Annotated in this window: 11 protein-coding genes and 1 pseudogene; 1 reads left to right on the top strand and 11 read right to left on the bottom strand. The window is 67.0% G+C overall.

The genetic code is table 11. From position 1 onward, the window contains the following. Positions 1-36: 36 nt before the first annotated feature. From HNR10_RS17490 to HNR10_RS17440, 11 genes and pseudogenes are all read right to left on the bottom strand, one after another. A pseudogene (locus HNR10_RS17490) lies at positions 37-914 on the bottom strand (IS5 family transposase). Positions 915-1,050: 136 nt separating this feature from the next. After that, positions 1,051-1,476 (bottom strand): YciI family protein, encoded by a 426-nt coding sequence (locus HNR10_RS17485; RefSeq protein ID WP_179824897.1) that lies wholly within the window; start codon positions 1,474-1,476, stop codon positions 1,051-1,053. 492 nt (positions 1,477-1,968) lie between these two features. Continuing rightward, on the bottom strand, positions 1,969-4,113 hold the full coding sequence (locus HNR10_RS17480) for a peptidase domain-containing ABC transporter (protein WP_246406280.1): 2,145 nt from the start codon (positions 4,111-4,113) through the stop codon (positions 1,969-1,971). Positions 4,114-4,314: 201 nt separating this feature from the next. Continuing rightward, the gene (gene lanM, locus HNR10_RS17475) at positions 4,315-7,230 is read right to left on the bottom strand and encodes a type 2 lanthipeptide synthetase LanM (protein WP_179824895.1); all 2,916 of its coding nucleotides are present in this window, start codon (positions 7,228-7,230) and stop codon (positions 4,315-4,317) included. 212 nt (positions 7,231-7,442) lie between these two features. Further along, positions 7,443-7,637, bottom strand: coding sequence for a plantaricin C family lantibiotic (locus HNR10_RS17470; protein WP_179824893.1), 195 nt, complete (start codon positions 7,635-7,637; stop codon positions 7,443-7,445). Positions 7,638-7,824: 187 nt separating this feature from the next. Beyond that, positions 7,825-10,824: a type 2 lanthipeptide synthetase LanM gene (lanM, locus tag HNR10_RS17465; protein ID WP_179824891.1), complete on the bottom strand. Its 3,000-nt coding sequence runs from the start codon at positions 10,822-10,824 to the stop codon at positions 7,825-7,827. A 188-nt stretch (positions 10,825-11,012) separates the two neighbouring features. Next, on the bottom strand, positions 11,013-11,198 hold the full coding sequence (locus HNR10_RS17460; protein WP_179824889.1) for a plantaricin C family lantibiotic: 186 nt from the start codon (positions 11,196-11,198) through the stop codon (positions 11,013-11,015). Between the two features lie 237 nt (positions 11,199-11,435). Beyond that, positions 11,436-11,627 (bottom strand): plantaricin C family lantibiotic, encoded by a 192-nt coding sequence (locus HNR10_RS17455; protein WP_179824887.1) that lies wholly within the window; start codon positions 11,625-11,627, stop codon positions 11,436-11,438. A 186-nt stretch (positions 11,628-11,813) separates the two neighbouring features. Beyond that, positions 11,814-14,633, bottom strand: a complete 2,820-nt coding sequence (gene lanM, locus HNR10_RS17450; protein ID WP_179824885.1) for a type 2 lanthipeptide synthetase LanM — start codon at positions 14,631-14,633, stop codon at positions 11,814-11,816. 83 nt (positions 14,634-14,716) lie between these two features. Further along, a complete protein-coding gene (locus HNR10_RS17445) occupies positions 14,717-14,947 on the bottom strand; it encodes a class II lanthipeptide, LchA2/BrtA2 family (protein WP_179824883.1) in 231 nt (76 codons plus the stop codon). 435 nt (positions 14,948-15,382) lie between these two features. Then, positions 15,383-16,312: an LLM class flavin-dependent oxidoreductase gene (locus HNR10_RS17440; RefSeq protein ID WP_312889318.1), complete on the bottom strand. Its 930-nt coding sequence runs from the start codon at positions 16,310-16,312 to the stop codon at positions 15,383-15,385. A gap of 171 nt (positions 16,313-16,483) precedes the next feature. Between HNR10_RS17440 and HNR10_RS17435 the strand changes: the two genes are divergently transcribed. After that, positions 16,484-16,663 (top strand): hypothetical protein, encoded by a 180-nt coding sequence (locus tag HNR10_RS17435; protein ID WP_179824881.1) that lies wholly within the window; start codon positions 16,484-16,486, stop codon positions 16,661-16,663. The last annotated feature ends 34 nt before the right edge of the window (positions 16,664-16,697 follow it).

The following is a 16,697-nucleotide window of genomic DNA, read 5'->3' as shown; positions in this document are numbered from 1 at the left end:
GGCCGGACCCGTGGGGGCTAGGGCCTGTTTGGAAAGTCAGAGCCATTCGTTGATGGCAGCGATCTGGATGGTGGCCTCGTAGCGAAGGGCGAGCTTGTCATAGCGCGTGGCCACCGCCCGGTTGCGTTTGAGCCGGTTGATCGCGCACTCGACCGCGTGCCGGGCCCGATAATCGACCTTGTCGAAGCCGGGCGGGCGCCCGCCCCGACCCCCTTTGCGCTTGCGGTTGCGCACCCGGTCGGCAGGCTCGGGAATAGTCGCCTTGATCTTGCGTCTGCGCAGGTAGGCACGGATCTTCTTCGAGCTGTAGGCCTTATCCGCGCGCACCCGCACCGGCCGGGTGCGCGCGGGCCCGCTCCGCCCGTGCCCGGCCACCCGGATACGTTCCATGACCGTCTCGAACTGGGGGGCGTCCCCGCGCTGGCCGGCCGTGACCAGCACCGACAGGGGCTTTTGGCGCTGCTCGCAGGCCAGGTGGATCTTCGTGGTCCACCCGCCCCGCGAGCGTCCCAGCCCATGGTCGTCGGGCTCGTCCGTTCCGTGATCTTCCCGGTCCCCTTTTTCGCGGCTCCGGCGGCGTGCTGGTGGGCGCGCACGATGGTGGAGTCGACGTTGACCTGCCAGGTGATCAGGCCCGCCGCGTCGGCCAGGGCGCGCAGGGCGTCCAAAATTTGGGCCCAGGTGCCGTTGCGGGTCCAGCGGCGGAAGAGGTCGTAGACGCTCTGCCAGGGGCCGTAGCGTTCGGGTACGTCGCGCCAGGGAGCACCGGTCCGCACACGCCAGCGGATGCCGTTGATCAGGGTGCGCTTGGAGTGCGAGGGCGGACGGCCGGTGGCCGGCACGGGCAGGAGCGGTTCGAGCACAGACCATTGGGCGTCGGTGAGGTCACCGCGCCCGGGGCCGGGTAGGGTCACAGCGAAGCCTTCGGTGGGCTTGGTCTTCTTGGTCGTTGACTCATCTACCGAAGGCTTCGCCTATGTGCGGGGTGACACGCCTGGCGTGACCGGATCGGTGCTTTTGCCCCTGATCACACCAGTTACCAAACAGGCCCTAGTAGCCCTTCGCGCGCAGTTCCCGCTCGCGCTCCTTGAGTTCCTCGGGCATCTCGTCCATGTCCTCCAGCTCGCCGATCCGGCGCAGCTGGAGCTTCATCTCGGCGCCGCTGCCCGCCGGCGGGTGCGGGACGCGCTTGGCCCACTCCAGGGCCTCCTCGCGCGAGGACACCTGGATGACCCAGTACCCGGCGATGAACTCCTTGGCCTCGGTGAAGGGCCCGTCCGTGACGGTCACCTCGCCGTCGCGGAACACGACCTCCGCGCCCTCGGCCGTGGGGGCCAGGCCCTCGCCGGACAGCAGCACGCCGGCCTTGACGAGGTCCTCGTTGTACTTGGCCATCGCCTCGTAGACCTCGGGTCCCACCTCGTAGTCGGCGGCCTCGGACTCGGGGCTGGACATGATCGACATCAGGTAGCGCATGGTGTTCGCCTCTCGTGGTGTGGGGGGCTCGTTCTCCCCCGCTCTCATCCACACGTCGAACGGGCCCCGCGCGGATCGACACCCTCCCTGATTTTTTCTCGGAGTTCTTTCGCGGCCGGTTCCGCACCACCTGGACCAGAGGCCGTCCAGACCGTCCTGACGTCCCGTGCCTCTCGCCACCCAGGCGGTCATGGGCGGCTACGGCGTGGGGCTGGGTGAGGAGGGCGTCCTGCGGTCACTACTGGCCGGGCGTTCCGCTCGAACCTACTCGCCCAGCCGCCGAGCCCGCTGCGTCGAGGCGTTGACGGCGGTGATCACGCCCGCCACGCCGACAACCACGGCCGCACCCGTGTTGTCCTGGACGATGAGCGTGATCACCGCGCACACCCCACAGACGGCTGCGCACGCCCATAACAGGATCTCCAGGGCCCGTGACCGTTCCATACGTCCTCCGTTCTCCCGCTCGGTTCGCTCCGCTGCCCGTGACGGCCGTCAGGCCCTGACGTCGACCTGCGACCTCACCAGTGCCTGGTAGGGACCCGGGGCGTACACCAGTTCCTCGTGCCGTCCCGTCTGCACGACCCTTCCCTCCTGGAGGACCACGATGAGGTCGGCGTTCATGATGGTGGAGAGCCGGTGGGCGATGATGACCCGCGTGCACGCCAGTCCGTCCAGCGTTCCGGAGATCATGGCCTCGGTCACCGTGTCCAGCGAACTCGTCGCCTCGTCCAGGACGAGCACCCGGGGCCGCCTCGCGAGCGCACGCGCGATGGCGAGGCGCTGTCGCTGTCCACCGGACAGGCTTCCGCCCATCTCCTTGACCTGGGTGTGGTAACCCAGCGGCATCACTTCGATGTCCCTGTCGATCTGGGCCTCACGAGCGGCCTCCCGAACCGTCTCCAAGTCGACGTCGGGCAGACCGAACCCGATGTTGTCGGCGATCGACCGGTTGCTCAGTGAGATCTCCTGGGGAACGTAGGCCACGTGCCGGTAGAACCAGTCGGCGTCGATCTCGGTCAGTGGAACACCGTCGAACCTGATCTCGCCGGATCCCACTGGGTAGAGCCCCATCAGGAGCTTGCTGAGCGTGCTCTTCCCGGAACCGGTGCTTCCCACGATCGCCACCCGGGAGCCGGCCGGGGCGTCGAAGGACACGTCCTCCAGGACGGGCACCTTGGAGCCGGGGTAGGCGAAGTCCACACTCCTCAGAGAGATCTCCCCGGTGATCGCCGGTCGCCGGTCGCCGGGCATCTCGTTCCCGGACGGGTGGTTCAGGATGTCTCCGACCCGGTCCACCTGCGCGTTCGCCGTGATCAGCTGGGTGAACGCCCCGGAGAGGGACGTCACCATGCCGAGACTGGTGGCGGTGAGGGTCTGCACGGCCACCGCGGATCCCAGGTCCAACCGCCCCTCGTGGACGAGCCAGAGCCCGGTCACCAGGACGATCAGGGGGCCGAAGACCTGGAACGCGGAGTACCCGCTGGAGGCGGCCCCCTGGAGGACGATCCGCCGCCAGGTCCGCTTCATCGCCCCCGCGTAGACCTCCCGCCAGTTGTCGAGGAAGGGCCCGGTCATCCCCGAGACCTTCAGCGTCTCGATCGAGGACAGGGCCTCCATCTGGAGGCTGTTCGACTCGGCGCTGGCCCCGATCTCCCGGTCGGTCACCGAGCGGATCGGACGATAGCTGGCCACGGCCACCGCGACCATGCACACGAAGACCGCGAAGGCCACCGCCCCGAGGAGGGGGGAGCGGAAGAAGATGTAGCCGAAGACGACGACGAGGCTCCCGACGTCCAGTATCACCGCCGTCGCCTGACTGGAGATCATGTCGCGCACCGAGGCGATACTCGCCAACCGGTACATGAGTTCACCCTGGGACCGGCCGGCGAAGTACTTGTAGGGCAGTGTCAGGAGTTTCCCGAACGCCTTGCCCATCATCTCCTCACCGAGGCGGCGGATGATCGACGCCATGCACAGGCTCCGGAGGAAGGAGATGAGGTAGTAGAACGCCATGGGCAGGACGAACATCGCCAGCACCGGCCCCACCGACGTGTTCGCGAAGTACGCGTCGTGGCCGTTGATCGCGAACTGGACCCCGATCGGCACGCACAGCATGAACGCGTAGAGCAGCAGGGACAGCGCGAAGACCTGGGCGAGGGTCCGTTTCGCCCCCGCCAGCGACCGCAGGAACTCCCGCCACACGTTCGGGTCCCGATGGGTGACCGGACGGTAGGCGTCGGTGGGGGTCGCCTCGAGGACGATGCCGCTGTAGTGGCTCTCGAACTCCTCGATCGGGTACTTGCGGCGCCCGGAGGCGGGGTCGACCACGGTGACCGAGCTCTCCGTGACCTCCTCCAGGACCACCAGGTGGTTGTCGTTCCAGTGGGCCACGAGCGGGAACCGCAGCTCGTTCAGCTTCCCCGTCGAAGCGCGGAACGACCGGACCGCCATGCCGTAGTCACGGAGGATCGTGGCGACGTCCCTGAGGGAGAGGCCGTCCCGCCCCGTCTCGTGGTCGCGACGCAGCGGCGACACCGTTCCGCGGGAACCGTAGGCCGACAACACCATCGCGATGCAGCAGAGGCCGCACTCGGTCTGGGTGAACTGCTGGACTTCCCGCACACGACGTGTACGCATCAACGGCCTCCAACACACAGAGGAAGGCCGGTCGCGGGGACGCGACCGGCTCCGTACCCGAGCAGAGAACCGCTCCTGTCCACGGAGAACTCCTTCACTTGACTCGGCGAGACTCCTCGGAAGCCGAGGACCTCGGCTGAACGGGTCTCCGGACGTCCGGTTCGGCCTTCGGGAGAACCGCACGTCCGGAGCACGGTCGTCTCATTCGAGGCGTACGACCGACGGATAGGCTTCGGGGTCCAGGTGGCGGAGGATGGACCAGATCAGTCCGGCCTGCCCGAGCATGATGCCGTTGCTGTACGTGTACTTCGTGTCCGACCGCTCCGAGTAGCGCTCGACGACCTCGGTGAACAGTCGCGGGTAGAGGTCGTCGACGCCGTCGCCGAACAATCCGGGGGACACCTGTTCCGCCAGCAGGACGGTCTCCAGGCTGCCCAGGTCCCCGTGGCAGTAGGTCGGGTTGTTGCCGAAGCCCCGTGCCAGGGTCAGTTCCGCCAGGCGGCCCAGCGTTTCCTCGGGGAAGAGTCCGGGGACGTGGCGCGTCACCTGCAGGGCGCCCAGGAGGATGCCCGGTGCTCCGTGGCACCAGGCATAGGAGACCCTGTCCTCGTCCCAGCCCCGGGGCCAGTCCCGATCGTGCCCCCTCTGGGCGTCGCGCACCGCCTCGGCCATGCGCGTGCCCGCCTCGGCGGCCTCCCGGTCCCCGAAGACGGAGGCGTACTCGAGCAGTGGCGACGCGATCCCGATGGCACCGTGGGCGTAGCCGGTGTACTCGGTGACCCGGCCGTCGGCCGCACCGCTCTCGCGCACGGAGGCCATCACGTGGCCGGCGAAGACCTCGGCCGCCTCCGCCGTGAGCTTGCGGTCCTCCTCGTCAGTGGCGTTCCGGTGCAGGGAGAGGCAGATCGCCAGGGTTCCCGCCGAGCCGGTGACGAAGTCGGCCAGGTTCGGCGGATCGGTGTCCGACACGAGTACCCGGGCCATCTCACCGACGCTCGTCCCCCCGCCACCGAGAAGGCGCCTGGCCGTGGCGGCGGTGTAGACGATGCCGTCCGGGCCGCACATGCCACCGACCACTCCGCTCAACGTGCGCAGCGAACCCCCGAGCAGCAGGCCCTCGAGTGGCTCGACGACCCTCAGGGCCGCTCGCCGGAAACGCTCCTCCCCTGTCTCCCGAGCCACCCCTGCCAGGGCCAGGGCGATCCCCGGCATGCCGGTGTAGAGGTCGTATCCCGAGGCCCCGGGGGTCCACTCCTCGCCCTCGGGGGCCGCGACCTGGGGGCCGAGCCAGACCGCCGGGAACCGCTCGTCAGGGCTGTCGATCATGCCGTCCACGAGCATGTCACCGACTCGGACGGCCTCCTCGAGGAACCGGGACCGGTCCACCCGGGCGGGCGCGGGCCCGGACGATCGCAGAGGAGTGAACCCGGTGACGTCGTCGGACAGGGGGAGTTTGGCGACGAAGGAGAGATCCACCAGGGTCGACTGATGATCGATGGCCTCCCGGTCCAGTCCGGTGATCCGTGCGCGGGCGGCGTCCATTCCGGACTCCTCGAAGGCGTCGTCCAGAACGACCCGGCCGTCCCCCGCCAGCAGTGCCCGGGAGTTCGCCGAGTAGCAGAAGTAGGGCACGTCCCCCTCGGCGAGCTGACGCGCCTCGTCCTCGGCGATCTCGTACGTCCCCCTGGCACCCAGGAACACCCGGCTGAGCACGGCCTTCCGGACCAGCGGGTCCACCATCGCCTCCGGATGCGTCACCATGCGCAGGAGCTGGCTGTAGAACACCGTGGCGTGGTGGAGGAAGCGGAAGGGGGCACCGCTCAGGAACTCCTCGACGGCGCCCGCGACCTCCTCCTTGTGGGAGGCCGCGTACTCCAGGACCCGCCGCAGCTCGCGCTTGACGGTGTCCCGCTGCTGACGTACCGGTAGGTCGGTCGCCCTGGACACCGAGAGGTTCGTGGTTGCGTTGGCGGACGTGCCCTGGGCGAGCTCGACGAACATGTCGTCGCGCCCGGGGTTGCGGAACTGCAGACTCTTGTAAGGAACCTCCTGCCCGGGGTCGTAGCCGATGACCCCGACATCCATGCCGGCCTCCCCGGGTTTCCCCTTCCTCATGGTGAAGGGAAGGACACCGATACCGGTGACGGACTCCCCGAGCGCGGAATGCGCCACCGCCGTCGCGGACCGGTCCGTGTCCGACTCCTGGGTGACCAGTCTCGGAGTCAGGAGTGTCTCGGTGTCGACGACCACCGGACCGTCGGCACAGGTCACCACGTTCTCGAAGTGGATGTCGATGGCCTTGACCAGGTAGAGGATGCCGAGAAGCTGTCCGATCCGAGCGAAGTACTCCCCGGAACCGGAGCGGGGATCACCCGCCCGCACGTACTCCACGAATCCCTCGTTACGGCAGGGGAGCACGGCCACCGTGGGCAGGCTCGTCCCCAACCGCTCGTTGAACCAGCCGACGAGGGCGTTGAAGCCGACCTCGGAGTCCAGTGGCCGGGGTTTGTACAGAACGCGCCCCCCGTCGGCGAAGACGACGTGGGCGACGGACCTGCCGCCGTTGTGCGTGTCCCCCTGACCTGCCAGGACGGCGGAGACCGCGGATCCCGCCGTGACACCGGGCAGGGAGTCCAGGCGCTCACGGTGAAGCTCCACCTGGGACAGGATGTGCAGGAGCCCGGTCCCAGCAGTCCGCACGCGGTCACGCGCCGTCTCGAACGCACGCGGATGGCGTGACAGGAGCTCGCGGTGGCCTTCGGCGCTGTTCGTCCACTCCCGGAAGCTCCGGTAGCGCTCCTCCGGAGACTCACCTTGGAGCAGCTCGCCCGACCTCCTCAGGAACAGCTCCCGGAGGAGGGTGCGCGCCAGGAGTTCGGCGACGACCGGGATCTGCGCCGCCACGAAGTCCGCGAAGACCGTGTTGTCCTCACTGAGGCAGGAGGAATCGGACACCTCCGCTTCCAGATCACGCGTCCACGCCAGGACGAAGTGCCGGAAGTAGTCCACGAGCCGGCCCTCGGCGTCCAGCTCGGGATCGTACGGTCCTGGTGCGGGGAAGTCCTCATCGGAGAGCGTTCCAGGAGCGGCTTCCGCTTCCTGGAGCCTGCGGAACACGTGGTCACGCGTTTTCTCGGAAGACAGTTCCGGAAGGTACTTGTCCAGAACCCGCGACACCGCATCCGGATCCACCTTGACCATTCTGAGGCTCCTAGAGTTCTCACTACCGACCGCACCACACGGAAATCCCGATCCCGGACACTTCACTTCATTGAGAACAAGGTGAGTGCGAGAACCCCGGGTTCCCGCACCACCCGGATCTCAGAAGATCAGCACACGCTGCCAGGGTTGTTGCATTCGACGGTGACAGTGCAGTACTGCCCGGTGTTGTTCCGACTGAGAATCGCGCAGGCGATCAGGGGGTTCGTGACGCTGATGGTGTTGACACCGGCTTCACCGGCGATAATGCCGTCCAGGCTCTGGTCCTGGATCTCCTCGAAGATACTTGCATTCTTTTCGAACACGATAAATACCCGACTTTCATATTCCCATGAGGAGGCGAATCCTCCCTGGCACAAGAATCCTGACACACACCGACCAAGACGACCATTGGACTTTGGGGAGGGACGAAAGGAAGCACATTGAGCCGCCGAGCGCCCACCACTCGATGTGCTCCCGCGTTCCTCCGGTTCAGCGCCCGCCCCGGGCACATCACTCCAGGCGGACGACCGACGGGTAGGTCCCGGGGTCCAGGTGGCGGAGAACGGACCAGACCATGCCGGCCTGGCCGAGCATGAAGCCGTGGTTGTAGGCGTATTTCGTGTCCGCCCGCTCCGAGTAGCGCTCGATGACGTCGGTGAACAACCGGGGATAGAGGTCGTCGACGCCGTCGCCGAACAGCCCGGGGGACACCTGTTCCGCCAGCAGGACGGTCTCCAGGCTGCCCAGGTCGCCGTGACAGTACGTCGGGTTGGTGCCGAACCCTCGCGTGACGGTCAGTTCCGCCAGACGGCTCAGCGTTTGCTCTGGGAAGATGCCGGGCACGTGCCGCGTCACCTCCAGGGCACCCAGGAGGATGCCCGGTGCGCCGTGGCACCAGGCATAGGAGAAGTCGTCCACCTCCTCCCACATCCGGGGCCAGTCCCGAGTGTGGTCCCTTTGGGCGTCGCGAACCGCCGCGGCCATGCGCGTGCCCCGTTCGGCGGCGTCGCGGTCGCCGAAGACGGAGGCGTACTCGAGCAGCGGCGCGGCGATCCCGATGTCCCCGTGCGCGTAGCCGATGTACTCGGTGAGCCGCCCGTCAGCCGTGCCGTGTTCGGCCGCGTCACTCATCACACGAGCGGCGTAGACCTTCGCTGCCTCCTCGGTGAACTTGCGGTCGTCCTCGCCAACGGCGTTGCGGTGCAGGGAGAGGCAGATCGCCAGTGTCCCCGCCGAACCGGTGATGAAGTCGCTCAGCTTCGGAGGCTCGATGTCCCACAGGAGTGCGCGCGCCAACTCACCGACGGACAATCCGCCACCACCCAGGATGCGCCTGGCCGTGGCCGTGGTGTAGACGATGCCGTCCATTCCGCACATGCCCCTGTAAGCGGTGCCCGTCAGGTCCCCCGGCCCCTCGCTCAGCAGGCGCTCGAATGGCTCGATGACCCTCAGAGCCGCTCGCCGGAAGCGTTCCTCCCCCGTCTCACGGGCCAGACCGGCCAGGGCCAGGGCGATCCCCGGCATACCGTTGTAGAGGTCGTATCCCGAGACCCCGGGATTCCACTCCTCCCCTTCGGGAGCCGCCACCTGAGGGCCGATCCACACCGCGGGGCCGTCATCGGGGCCGTCGACCATTCCGTCGACGAACGCATCGCCGACACGAGTCGCCTCTTCGAGAAGCCGGCTCCGATCCACTCGTACGGGTGCGCTTCCCGACGATCGCCGGGGAGCGAACCCGGTGACGTCGTCGGACACGAGGAGTTTGGGTACGAAGGAGAGGTCGACCAGGGTCGACTGCCGATCGATGGCCTCGTCGCCCAGTTCGGAGATCCGGTTCAGGGCGGCGTCCAGCCCTGATTCGTGGAAGGCGTCCTCGAGGACCACCCGCCCGTCTCCCGCCAGCAGCGCCCGGGACCGCGCCGAGTAGCAGAAGTAGGGAACATCCCCCTCGGCGAGCTGGCGTGCCTCGTCCTCGGCGATCTCGTACCTGCCTCTGGCCCCCAGGAACACCCGGCTGAGCAGGGCCTTGCGGGCCAGCGGATCCACCATCGCGTCCGGATGCGTCACCATGCGCCTGAGCTGGCTGTAGAACGACGTGGCGTGATGGAGAAAGCGGAACGAGGCGTCCCCGAGGAACTCCTCGATGGCAGCCCTGACCTCCTCCTTGTGGGAAGCCGTGTACCCGAGGACACGCCGCAACTCGCGTTTGATGGTGTCCCGCTGCTCCCGCACGGGCATGCCGGTCGCCCTGGAGATCGAGAGGTTCGTGGTGGCGTTGGCGGACGTTCCCTGGGCCAGTTCGACGAACATGTCGTCGCGCCCCGGGTTGCGAAGCTGCAGGTGCTTGTACGGGGTCTGCTGTCCGGGGTCGTAGCCGATGACCCCGACGTCCAGAGCCGCCTCGCCGGACTCTCCCGCCCTCATGGCGAAGGGGAGCACACCGATCCCGAAGACCGATTCCCTGAGTGCCGCGTTGGCCTTCTCCCGTGCGGATCGGGCGTCGCCCGAAGCCAGGCCGTGCAGCGCCGGTGTCAGCAGTGTCTCGGTGTCCACGACCACCGGCCCCTCCGCACACGTCACCACGTTCTCGAAGTGGATGTCGATGGCCTTGACCAGATAGAGGATGCCAAGGAGCTGTCCGATCTGGGCGAAGTACTCCCTCTCGCCCGAGCGGGGCTCACCCGCCCGTACGTACTCCACGAACCCCTCGTCCCGGCACGTCAGCACCTCCACGGTGGAAAGGCTCGTCCCCAACCGCTCGTTGAACCAGCGGACGAGGGCGTTGAAGCCGACCTCGGAGTCCAGCGGCCGCGGCTTGTACAGAATCCGCGCCCCGTCCTCGAAGACGATCTCGGCGACGGACCTGCCACCGTTGTGCATGTCGCCCCGACCGGCCGCGACGGTGGCGATCAAGACCCCCTCCGTGACACCGGCCAGAGAGTCCAGGCGCTCACGGTTGAGCTCGACCTGGGACAGGATGTGCAGGAGCCCGGACCCGGCCGTCCGCACGCTGGCGCACGCCGTCTGGAAAGCACGCGGATAGCGTGACAGGAGTTCCCTGTGTCCTTCGGCGCTGTTCGTCCACTCCCGGAAGCTCCGGTAGCGCCCTTCCGGGGATTCCCCCTGGAGCTGATCGCGAGATCTCCTCAGGTAGAGCTCCTGAAGGAGGGTGCGCACCAGGAGCTCGGCTACGACCTGGACCTGTGCCGCCACGTGGTCCTGGAACACCGTGTTGTCCTCACTGAGACAGGTGAACCCGGACACTTCCCTTTCCAGGTCACGCGTCCACGCCAGGACGAAGTGCCGGAAATAGTCCACGAGCCGACCATCGGTGTCCAGTTCGGGATCATAGGAGGCCGGCGCGGGAAACTCCGCTTCGGAGAGCCCTTCGGCAACCGAGTCCACTTCTTCGAGCCTGCGCGACAGATAGTCCCGCATCTCGCCGGAGGTGAGCTCCGGAAGATACGAGTCCAGCGCCCGGGAAACCGACTCCGAATCTACTCTGACCATGCTCCGACTCCTAGAATCCTCACGAACAACCATAAAGATGGACGACATTGTTCTTCCACGAACAAAAGAATCTCACATGGAGAATCAGCGAGACGCCTGGATCAGGATCTCGGGTTCCTGGGCGGAGGGTGGATGCCGACCTGTGGATGCCCGCATCCACCCCGGGTCAAGCGGATCCCGGTCGAGGGTCAGCAGCCCGAACCGTTCATGCACTCGACGGTAACGGTGCAGATGTAGCCGTTATTGAAGAAGGTCGTGATCGTGCAGCTCAGAGGCACGTTGTGGGTCACGATGCTGTCAGGGTTGACGGCGTCGCCGGCGAAGACGGAGTCCAGCTTCTGGTCCTGGATCTCCTCGAAAATACTGGCATTCATATTCGGCATGGTGAATATCCGTCCATCCGGTTTTCAAAGAGAGGATTCTCCTCCCTGCACGACGTATCCTGACACCCTCCCGCCAAGGCCACCATTGGACCTTGGGGAGGGCCGCCCGTACAGGAGCGGCCCTCAGGTATCACCGACTCGGCCGGTTCAGGGCCGCCGACGAAGAAGACGGCGGACGGGTGCGCGCACCAGAAGCACGCGCACCCGTTCGGATCAGATCACAGAACGTCAGCAGACGTCCTGGCACTCCACAGTGACGGTGCACACCTGTCCGGGGTTTCCCGCGAGCGGGCTGACAATGCACCACGCGATGCTCTGCGTGGTCCAGAGACTGTCGGGGTTGGCGGCCTCACCGGCGAAGACGGAGTCCAGCTTCTGGTCCTGGATCTCCTCGAAAATACTGGCATTCATATTCGGCATGGCGAACACCTGACTTCCAGATTCGAACAAAGAGGAAACTCCTCCCTCTGCGAAGAATCCTGACACCAACCCACCAAGGCCACCATTGGACCTTGGGGAAAGAGAGCAAAGGAACCAGGGGCCGCCGATCGATGACCATTCTTTTCGAGCACGGCCGCCGGACTTCGCGGACACGGCGGGCACCCCTCAACGGCCCCCCAGGCACGCGGGAAGCTCGATCGTCGAGTCGTCGATCATCATCTGGGTGAAGTGCCAACCGGATACCCCGAGCATGAACGAGGCCAGCTCGGGGGCGACGCCGGCCCCGCTCGACCAGCCGCCGTCGGCGTACTCCTCCAGGAAGCGGGTGTTGAGCTTCCTGGCCTCCGTCCGCAGCTCCGGCCAGTCGAGTCGGTCCGCGAGCCAGCAGAGAACGGCGATCCGTCCGGCGACACCGTGGCAGAGGCTGAGATCCCGTCCGAGCTCGCCCGTGACGACATGCTCCACTTCAGGGGCGATGGCCTCACGCACCTCCGTGACCGGGTGGCCGAGGGCCCGCAGGAGCTTGGTCATGGCGAAGGCCACTCCCGCGTACCCCTTGCACCACCCGCTCCGGTGGGAGGGGGTCTCGAGGGCCTCGTCGGTCCACCGGTGCCGCAGGTAGGCGGCAGCGAAGCGCTCCAGATGCTTCCTCGCGCGGCCGGTCTCGTCCCGTTCCCCCGCTACCATCGCGCTCATCGCGGTGATGCGGCCGAAGCGCCCATGGGCCAGTCCCACATCCGCGGAATGCTCCTCCGGCGCCCCGTCGACCTCGACGAGCCTGGTGAGGAGACGCTCCGGTTCCAGCCCGAGGACCCGGGGGCCGTCCGGGTCGTCGTACTCGGCGGTGTAGACGAGGTAACCGCCGAAGCCGTTGAGGTAGTCGAAGTCCGAGGCCCCGAGCTCCGCCACGTCCGGAAATCCGTGCGGGTCGATGGTCGGCCCCGGAAGAGGGTCGCTCAATCCGACACCCGCACGCTCCAGTTCGAGGCCGGTCACCCGTTGCGAGAGGGCCCCGGTGAAAGGAGACAGCGACTGTGGCCTGGACGGCGCCGCCCCCCTACGCACCCCGAACGTGTACGCGTCACCGAGCCCGATGCCGAGGACCGGCTCCCCTTCGACCGCCGCGGCTGCGGCGAAGTACAGCAGGAGTCCTCCCTCCTCGTAGACGAGGGTGTTGAGGGAGTCCAGGCGAAATCCGACGCCGTCGAACGTGGGCATGAGCCAGGTCGGCCGTTCGGGACCGCCGACGACGAGGGCACGGACATCGTCGTGCCACCGCCGGCGATCGTTCAGCGCCGAAAGGGACTTGTGGCCGGCCGTCGCCACATAGCCGCTGGGACGGCCCTCCTCCCCGAGGTCGTCCACCGAACTGGCGAGAGCGTATCGGATGTAGGCGGAATCACGCGCGGGGGGACGCGACAGAAACGAGTCCACGCGCGCGAGCGCTGCCTCCCGGGGTGTGGCCAGGACGGCATCCGGAATCTCCTCACCGCCGTTGCTCAGGAGCGCCCTCGAGTCGCACCCGACCTCGAAGAAGGGGATGTCCAGGTCGAGGAGGGCCTGGGTCTCCTCCGCGCACACCGTGCCCCCCGCGGAATCGGAGACGCCGCGGTGACGTTGGGGAAGCTTGTCGAACAGCACCTCGCGATCCCGCCGGTCGCGCAGGTAGGCGGGATGGGTGGAGGCGGTCAGAAATCGGAAGTAGAGGAAGGTGGGGCGGAGGATCTGCCGAATCGACCAGCCCCCCGAGTCCCGCACGACGCGCTTGATCTCCTCTCGCCGGTCGGACAGGAGATCACACGCTTCCTGGAACCCGGCGACGATGTCGTCGGCCCACTTCCGGGGATCAAGCCGCTCCCCACCGTCTGTCGCCATGTTCGGGCCGGGTTCCACCCCGGCCGGCACCTCGTCGAACCTGATGTCGTCCGTTCCGGCGTCCACGACGAGAAAGGTGCTCAGGCGGCGCGAAGCCGACTGTTGGACGTTACCTATGGCCGAAATGTCGATGTCGATGTTGGACCCCGGACTGCGGACGGCGAACAGCATCGTGTTGAGCACCGATGCCTCGACGTCGGCGGCCAGTGCGGTGTCCGACGTGTACGAGGCTCGGTGGGGAAGGGTCACGAGGGTCTCGATGTCGACCACGACCGGCCCCTCAGCCGTGGCGATCACGTTTTCGTGGTGCAGGTCACTGGCACCCAGCATGCTCAGCAGGGCGGCTGCCCGTCCGAAGCGACGGAAGTAGATCTCGGCTCCGCGCTCTCCATCGACGTCCGTGTGCGAGACGAGCCTCTGCCACATGTGCTCCGCCCGCGTCACCGACTCCGGGCACAGGGGTCCGAAGAAGGTGCGATCCTCATCGACGAGGGCGCGCACGTCGTCCAGGAGTCGGTGACAACTCCTGCGCTGCGGCTTGTAGACCACCGACGTCCCGTCGTACCAACGCACGAAGCTCGTGGTCCGTCCGCCGCGGTGGGAGTCTCCCGACGCGAGCTCCAGTGAGACGATCGGGCCACTCGTTCCGAAGCGCTTCCCCAGCAGTCGCCGGTCGTTCCACGCGGCGCGCAGGATCTCCTCGGCCAGTCGTAGCCTTCCCCCGGCCGCCAGGTCGAACAGGCGCGACAACTCAGGAAAGGCGCCGAGCAGCTCCCCGCGGCCCTCGCCCCGGCTGACGAAGTCGTGGAAGTCGTGGTAGTCCAGGGGCGGGCGGTCGGATCCGTACTCCTGCGAGCGGAAGACCGTGATGAGGGTCCTGACACCGATCGCGTCGCACAGGTCCAGGACCGAACGAAGGACGGACTCGGCGACGCCTCGCAGGTCGACGAACCGTTCGTCCTCCCCGAACCACTCCTCGTCCCATGCCCGCATGCGCCGCGCGCAGTCCGAGAGCACCGAGCGATAGAAACCACCGAAGACATCCCGCTTGCGGTCGACGCACTCGTCGACCAGACCTTGAAGGAACTCGCCGTCCAATCGCCCTGCCATACGCGCTCTCTCCTGACTCGTCTCTCGGTCGGTCCGTACACGACGGGGCGCCCCGGCTCACGGCCGGGACGCCCCTGACGCCGCTAGATACTGGACGTGCACCTCGAGGTGCAGGCCGTGGTGGGGCAGGCATCACCCCATGCGGCGCTCGCGCCGACGGTGATCGTGGAAACGGCCGTGATGCCGCAGACGATGGTGGTGGAGTTGACCTCGACGCCACCCTCACCGACGAAGCCCTCCGGCGGCTCGGCGAGCTGGAGCAACTCCTCCTCGTTGACGAAACCCGTACTCTTGTCCAGGTGGATCTTGTTCATGACGGTCCTTTCCACAACACTCTGTTGAGCCCCCGGATTTCGGAGGTTCGGTATGGCCCTCGGACACTCACGCACCGCGTGGGCCAGCTCTATCGCCGCGAACCGGAGAACGGGTGGGACCGCGGCGAGGGGGAAAGGTCGCGAGTTCGCGGCGACGGCGATCCGCGTACTGCCGAATCCACCTGACACGGACTTCACTCAACAAGCGTCCAATGGAAGAAGTACCTTCACTGCGGAATCATTGAATTCGCAGTTGAAACGGCCAGGCGAACTCGATAAGTGCAGAACGATCGTCGCCCCTTGAACCTTCACTCTCCTTCCAGAGAGGACGTTCCGACCTTCTGACAAGAGGGATCCTGGCATCTCACCGGGCGAGGGTGCCATTGGACCTTGGGGTGGTCCCGTCGACGGCACCTCCGGCCAATAGGGGGCGAATCAGCAGCCACCCGCCACCGCCCGTAGGATCTCCTCCGCGTCCTCGACGGCGGCCTTCGGCCCCAGGGTCAGGTGGACCCCGGCCGTGTTGACGACGACCTCGTCGACACCCGCACACGCGTATGCGAACAGGCCGGCCGCGATCCGTTCCCGGCTACCGAACAGGAAGTTCCCGTCATCGACCAGGCGGTGCGCCCCCGCCACCGGATCATCGGCGTGCACGTCCGTACCGGCCCTCCGAAGCATGTCGACGTAGTGCGGAAGGCTGAGGTGTCTGGCCGCCGCGGCATAGGCCAGCTTGACGGCACTCCGGCCCGGACGGTCGACCGCGGTGGGCACGACCGTCACCACACGCGGCCGCTCCCGGTCCTCGGCCGCGCCCTCGTCGAGAGCGGGGATCAGGGTTCCGGAGAGGTATGCGGGGGGCGTCAACCACGTGATGGCCGCATCGGCGGCGGCACCCGCGACCCTGGCCATGCCAGGGCGGAGCACACCCGCGCCGACCTCCACCCCGGGGTGTTCCACCGCTGGGAGCGCGCCGTCGCGCCCGTCCAGGAACGCCCGGACATCGCGGACATAGTCACCGACCACCGTCGCCGGACGCTCGTACGGGGATCCCAGGAGATAGGCGACGAGCGTCCGCGCGGACGCCCCGAAACCGGCCACCACGGGTCGCTCCGTCAACAGAGCCAGGGAACGGGCCTCCACCGCGGCCTCGAAGGGATGACGCAGTGGTGTGAGCGTCACCGAGGTACCGACCGGGATCCGGTACCCCGCGCCCGCCAGGAAGGCCAACTGCTGGTGCGTTTCCGCGATGATCGATGTACCCATCCACAACCGATCGGCCAGCCCTTCGCGCACCAGATCCGCGTAGGGGAAGATGCCGTTCCCGCTCCGGGGCTGCGCTGGATAGAGCACAGAAATGCGCACCGATCAGGCTCCTCTCATGGAAACCTCAAAGGGAATGATCATAGGCACCATTCACTCCCTTCGACCACCCTCCCCAAAGTCCAATTGAAGTCGATGACATGGAATGCCACAGTCCTCCATTGAGAAGGCATTACGCCTCCTGAACACTGAGAGCAACAGGGAGTAGCTTCCATGTCCGACATGAACGCGGGAATCCTCGAAGAGATCGAAGACCAGAACCTGTTCGTCGCCTCGGGCGACAACCCTCCGTCCGTCTCCATCATCACCATCTGTGGACCGACAATGTCCCCCGTCTGCGACGGCGGAGTGATCTCGTTGGCCACCGTCGTCACCTGCGCATCGTGTAAGTGAAGCACATCCGGCCGTACTCAAGCAGGAATGAGCA

This window comes from Nocardiopsis aegyptia, assembly GCF_013410755.1.
Taxonomy (GTDB): Bacteria; Actinomycetota; Actinomycetes; order Streptosporangiales; family Streptosporangiaceae; genus Nocardiopsis; species Nocardiopsis aegyptia.
This window is presented reverse-complemented; position numbering and strand designations above follow the sequence as displayed.

What these genes read in the sequence shown, in the direction of transcription:
- HNR10_RS17460 (WP_179824889.1), bottom strand. Translation starts at nt 11,198, where the DNA reads ATGAATGCCAGTATTTTCGAGGAGATCCAGGACCAGAAGCTGGACTCC.
- HNR10_RS17485 (WP_179824897.1), bottom strand. Translation starts at nt 1,476, where the DNA reads ATGCGCTACCTGATGTCGATCATGTCCAGCCCCGAGTCCGAGGCCGCC.
- HNR10_RS17445 (WP_179824883.1), bottom strand. Translation starts at nt 14,947, where the DNA reads ATGAACAAGATCCACCTGGACAAGAGTACGGGTTTCGTCAACGAGGAG.
- HNR10_RS17480 (WP_246406280.1), bottom strand. Translation starts at nt 4,113, where the DNA reads ATGCGTACACGTCGTGTGCGGGAAGTCCAGCAGTTCACCCAGACCGAG.
- lanM (WP_179824885.1), bottom strand. Translation starts at nt 14,633, where the DNA reads ATGGCAGGGCGATTGGACGGCGAGTTCCTTCAAGGTCTGGTCGACGAG.
- HNR10_RS17435 (WP_179824881.1), top strand. Translation starts at nt 16,484, where the DNA reads ATGTCCGACATGAACGCGGGAATCCTCGAAGAGATCGAAGACCAGAAC.
- HNR10_RS17455 (WP_179824887.1), bottom strand. Translation starts at nt 11,627, where the DNA reads ATGCCGAATATGAATGCCAGTATTTTCGAGGAGATCCAGGACCAGAAG.
- lanM (WP_179824891.1), bottom strand. Translation starts at nt 10,824, where the DNA reads ATGGTCAGAGTAGATTCGGAGTCGGTTTCCCGGGCGCTGGACTCGTAT.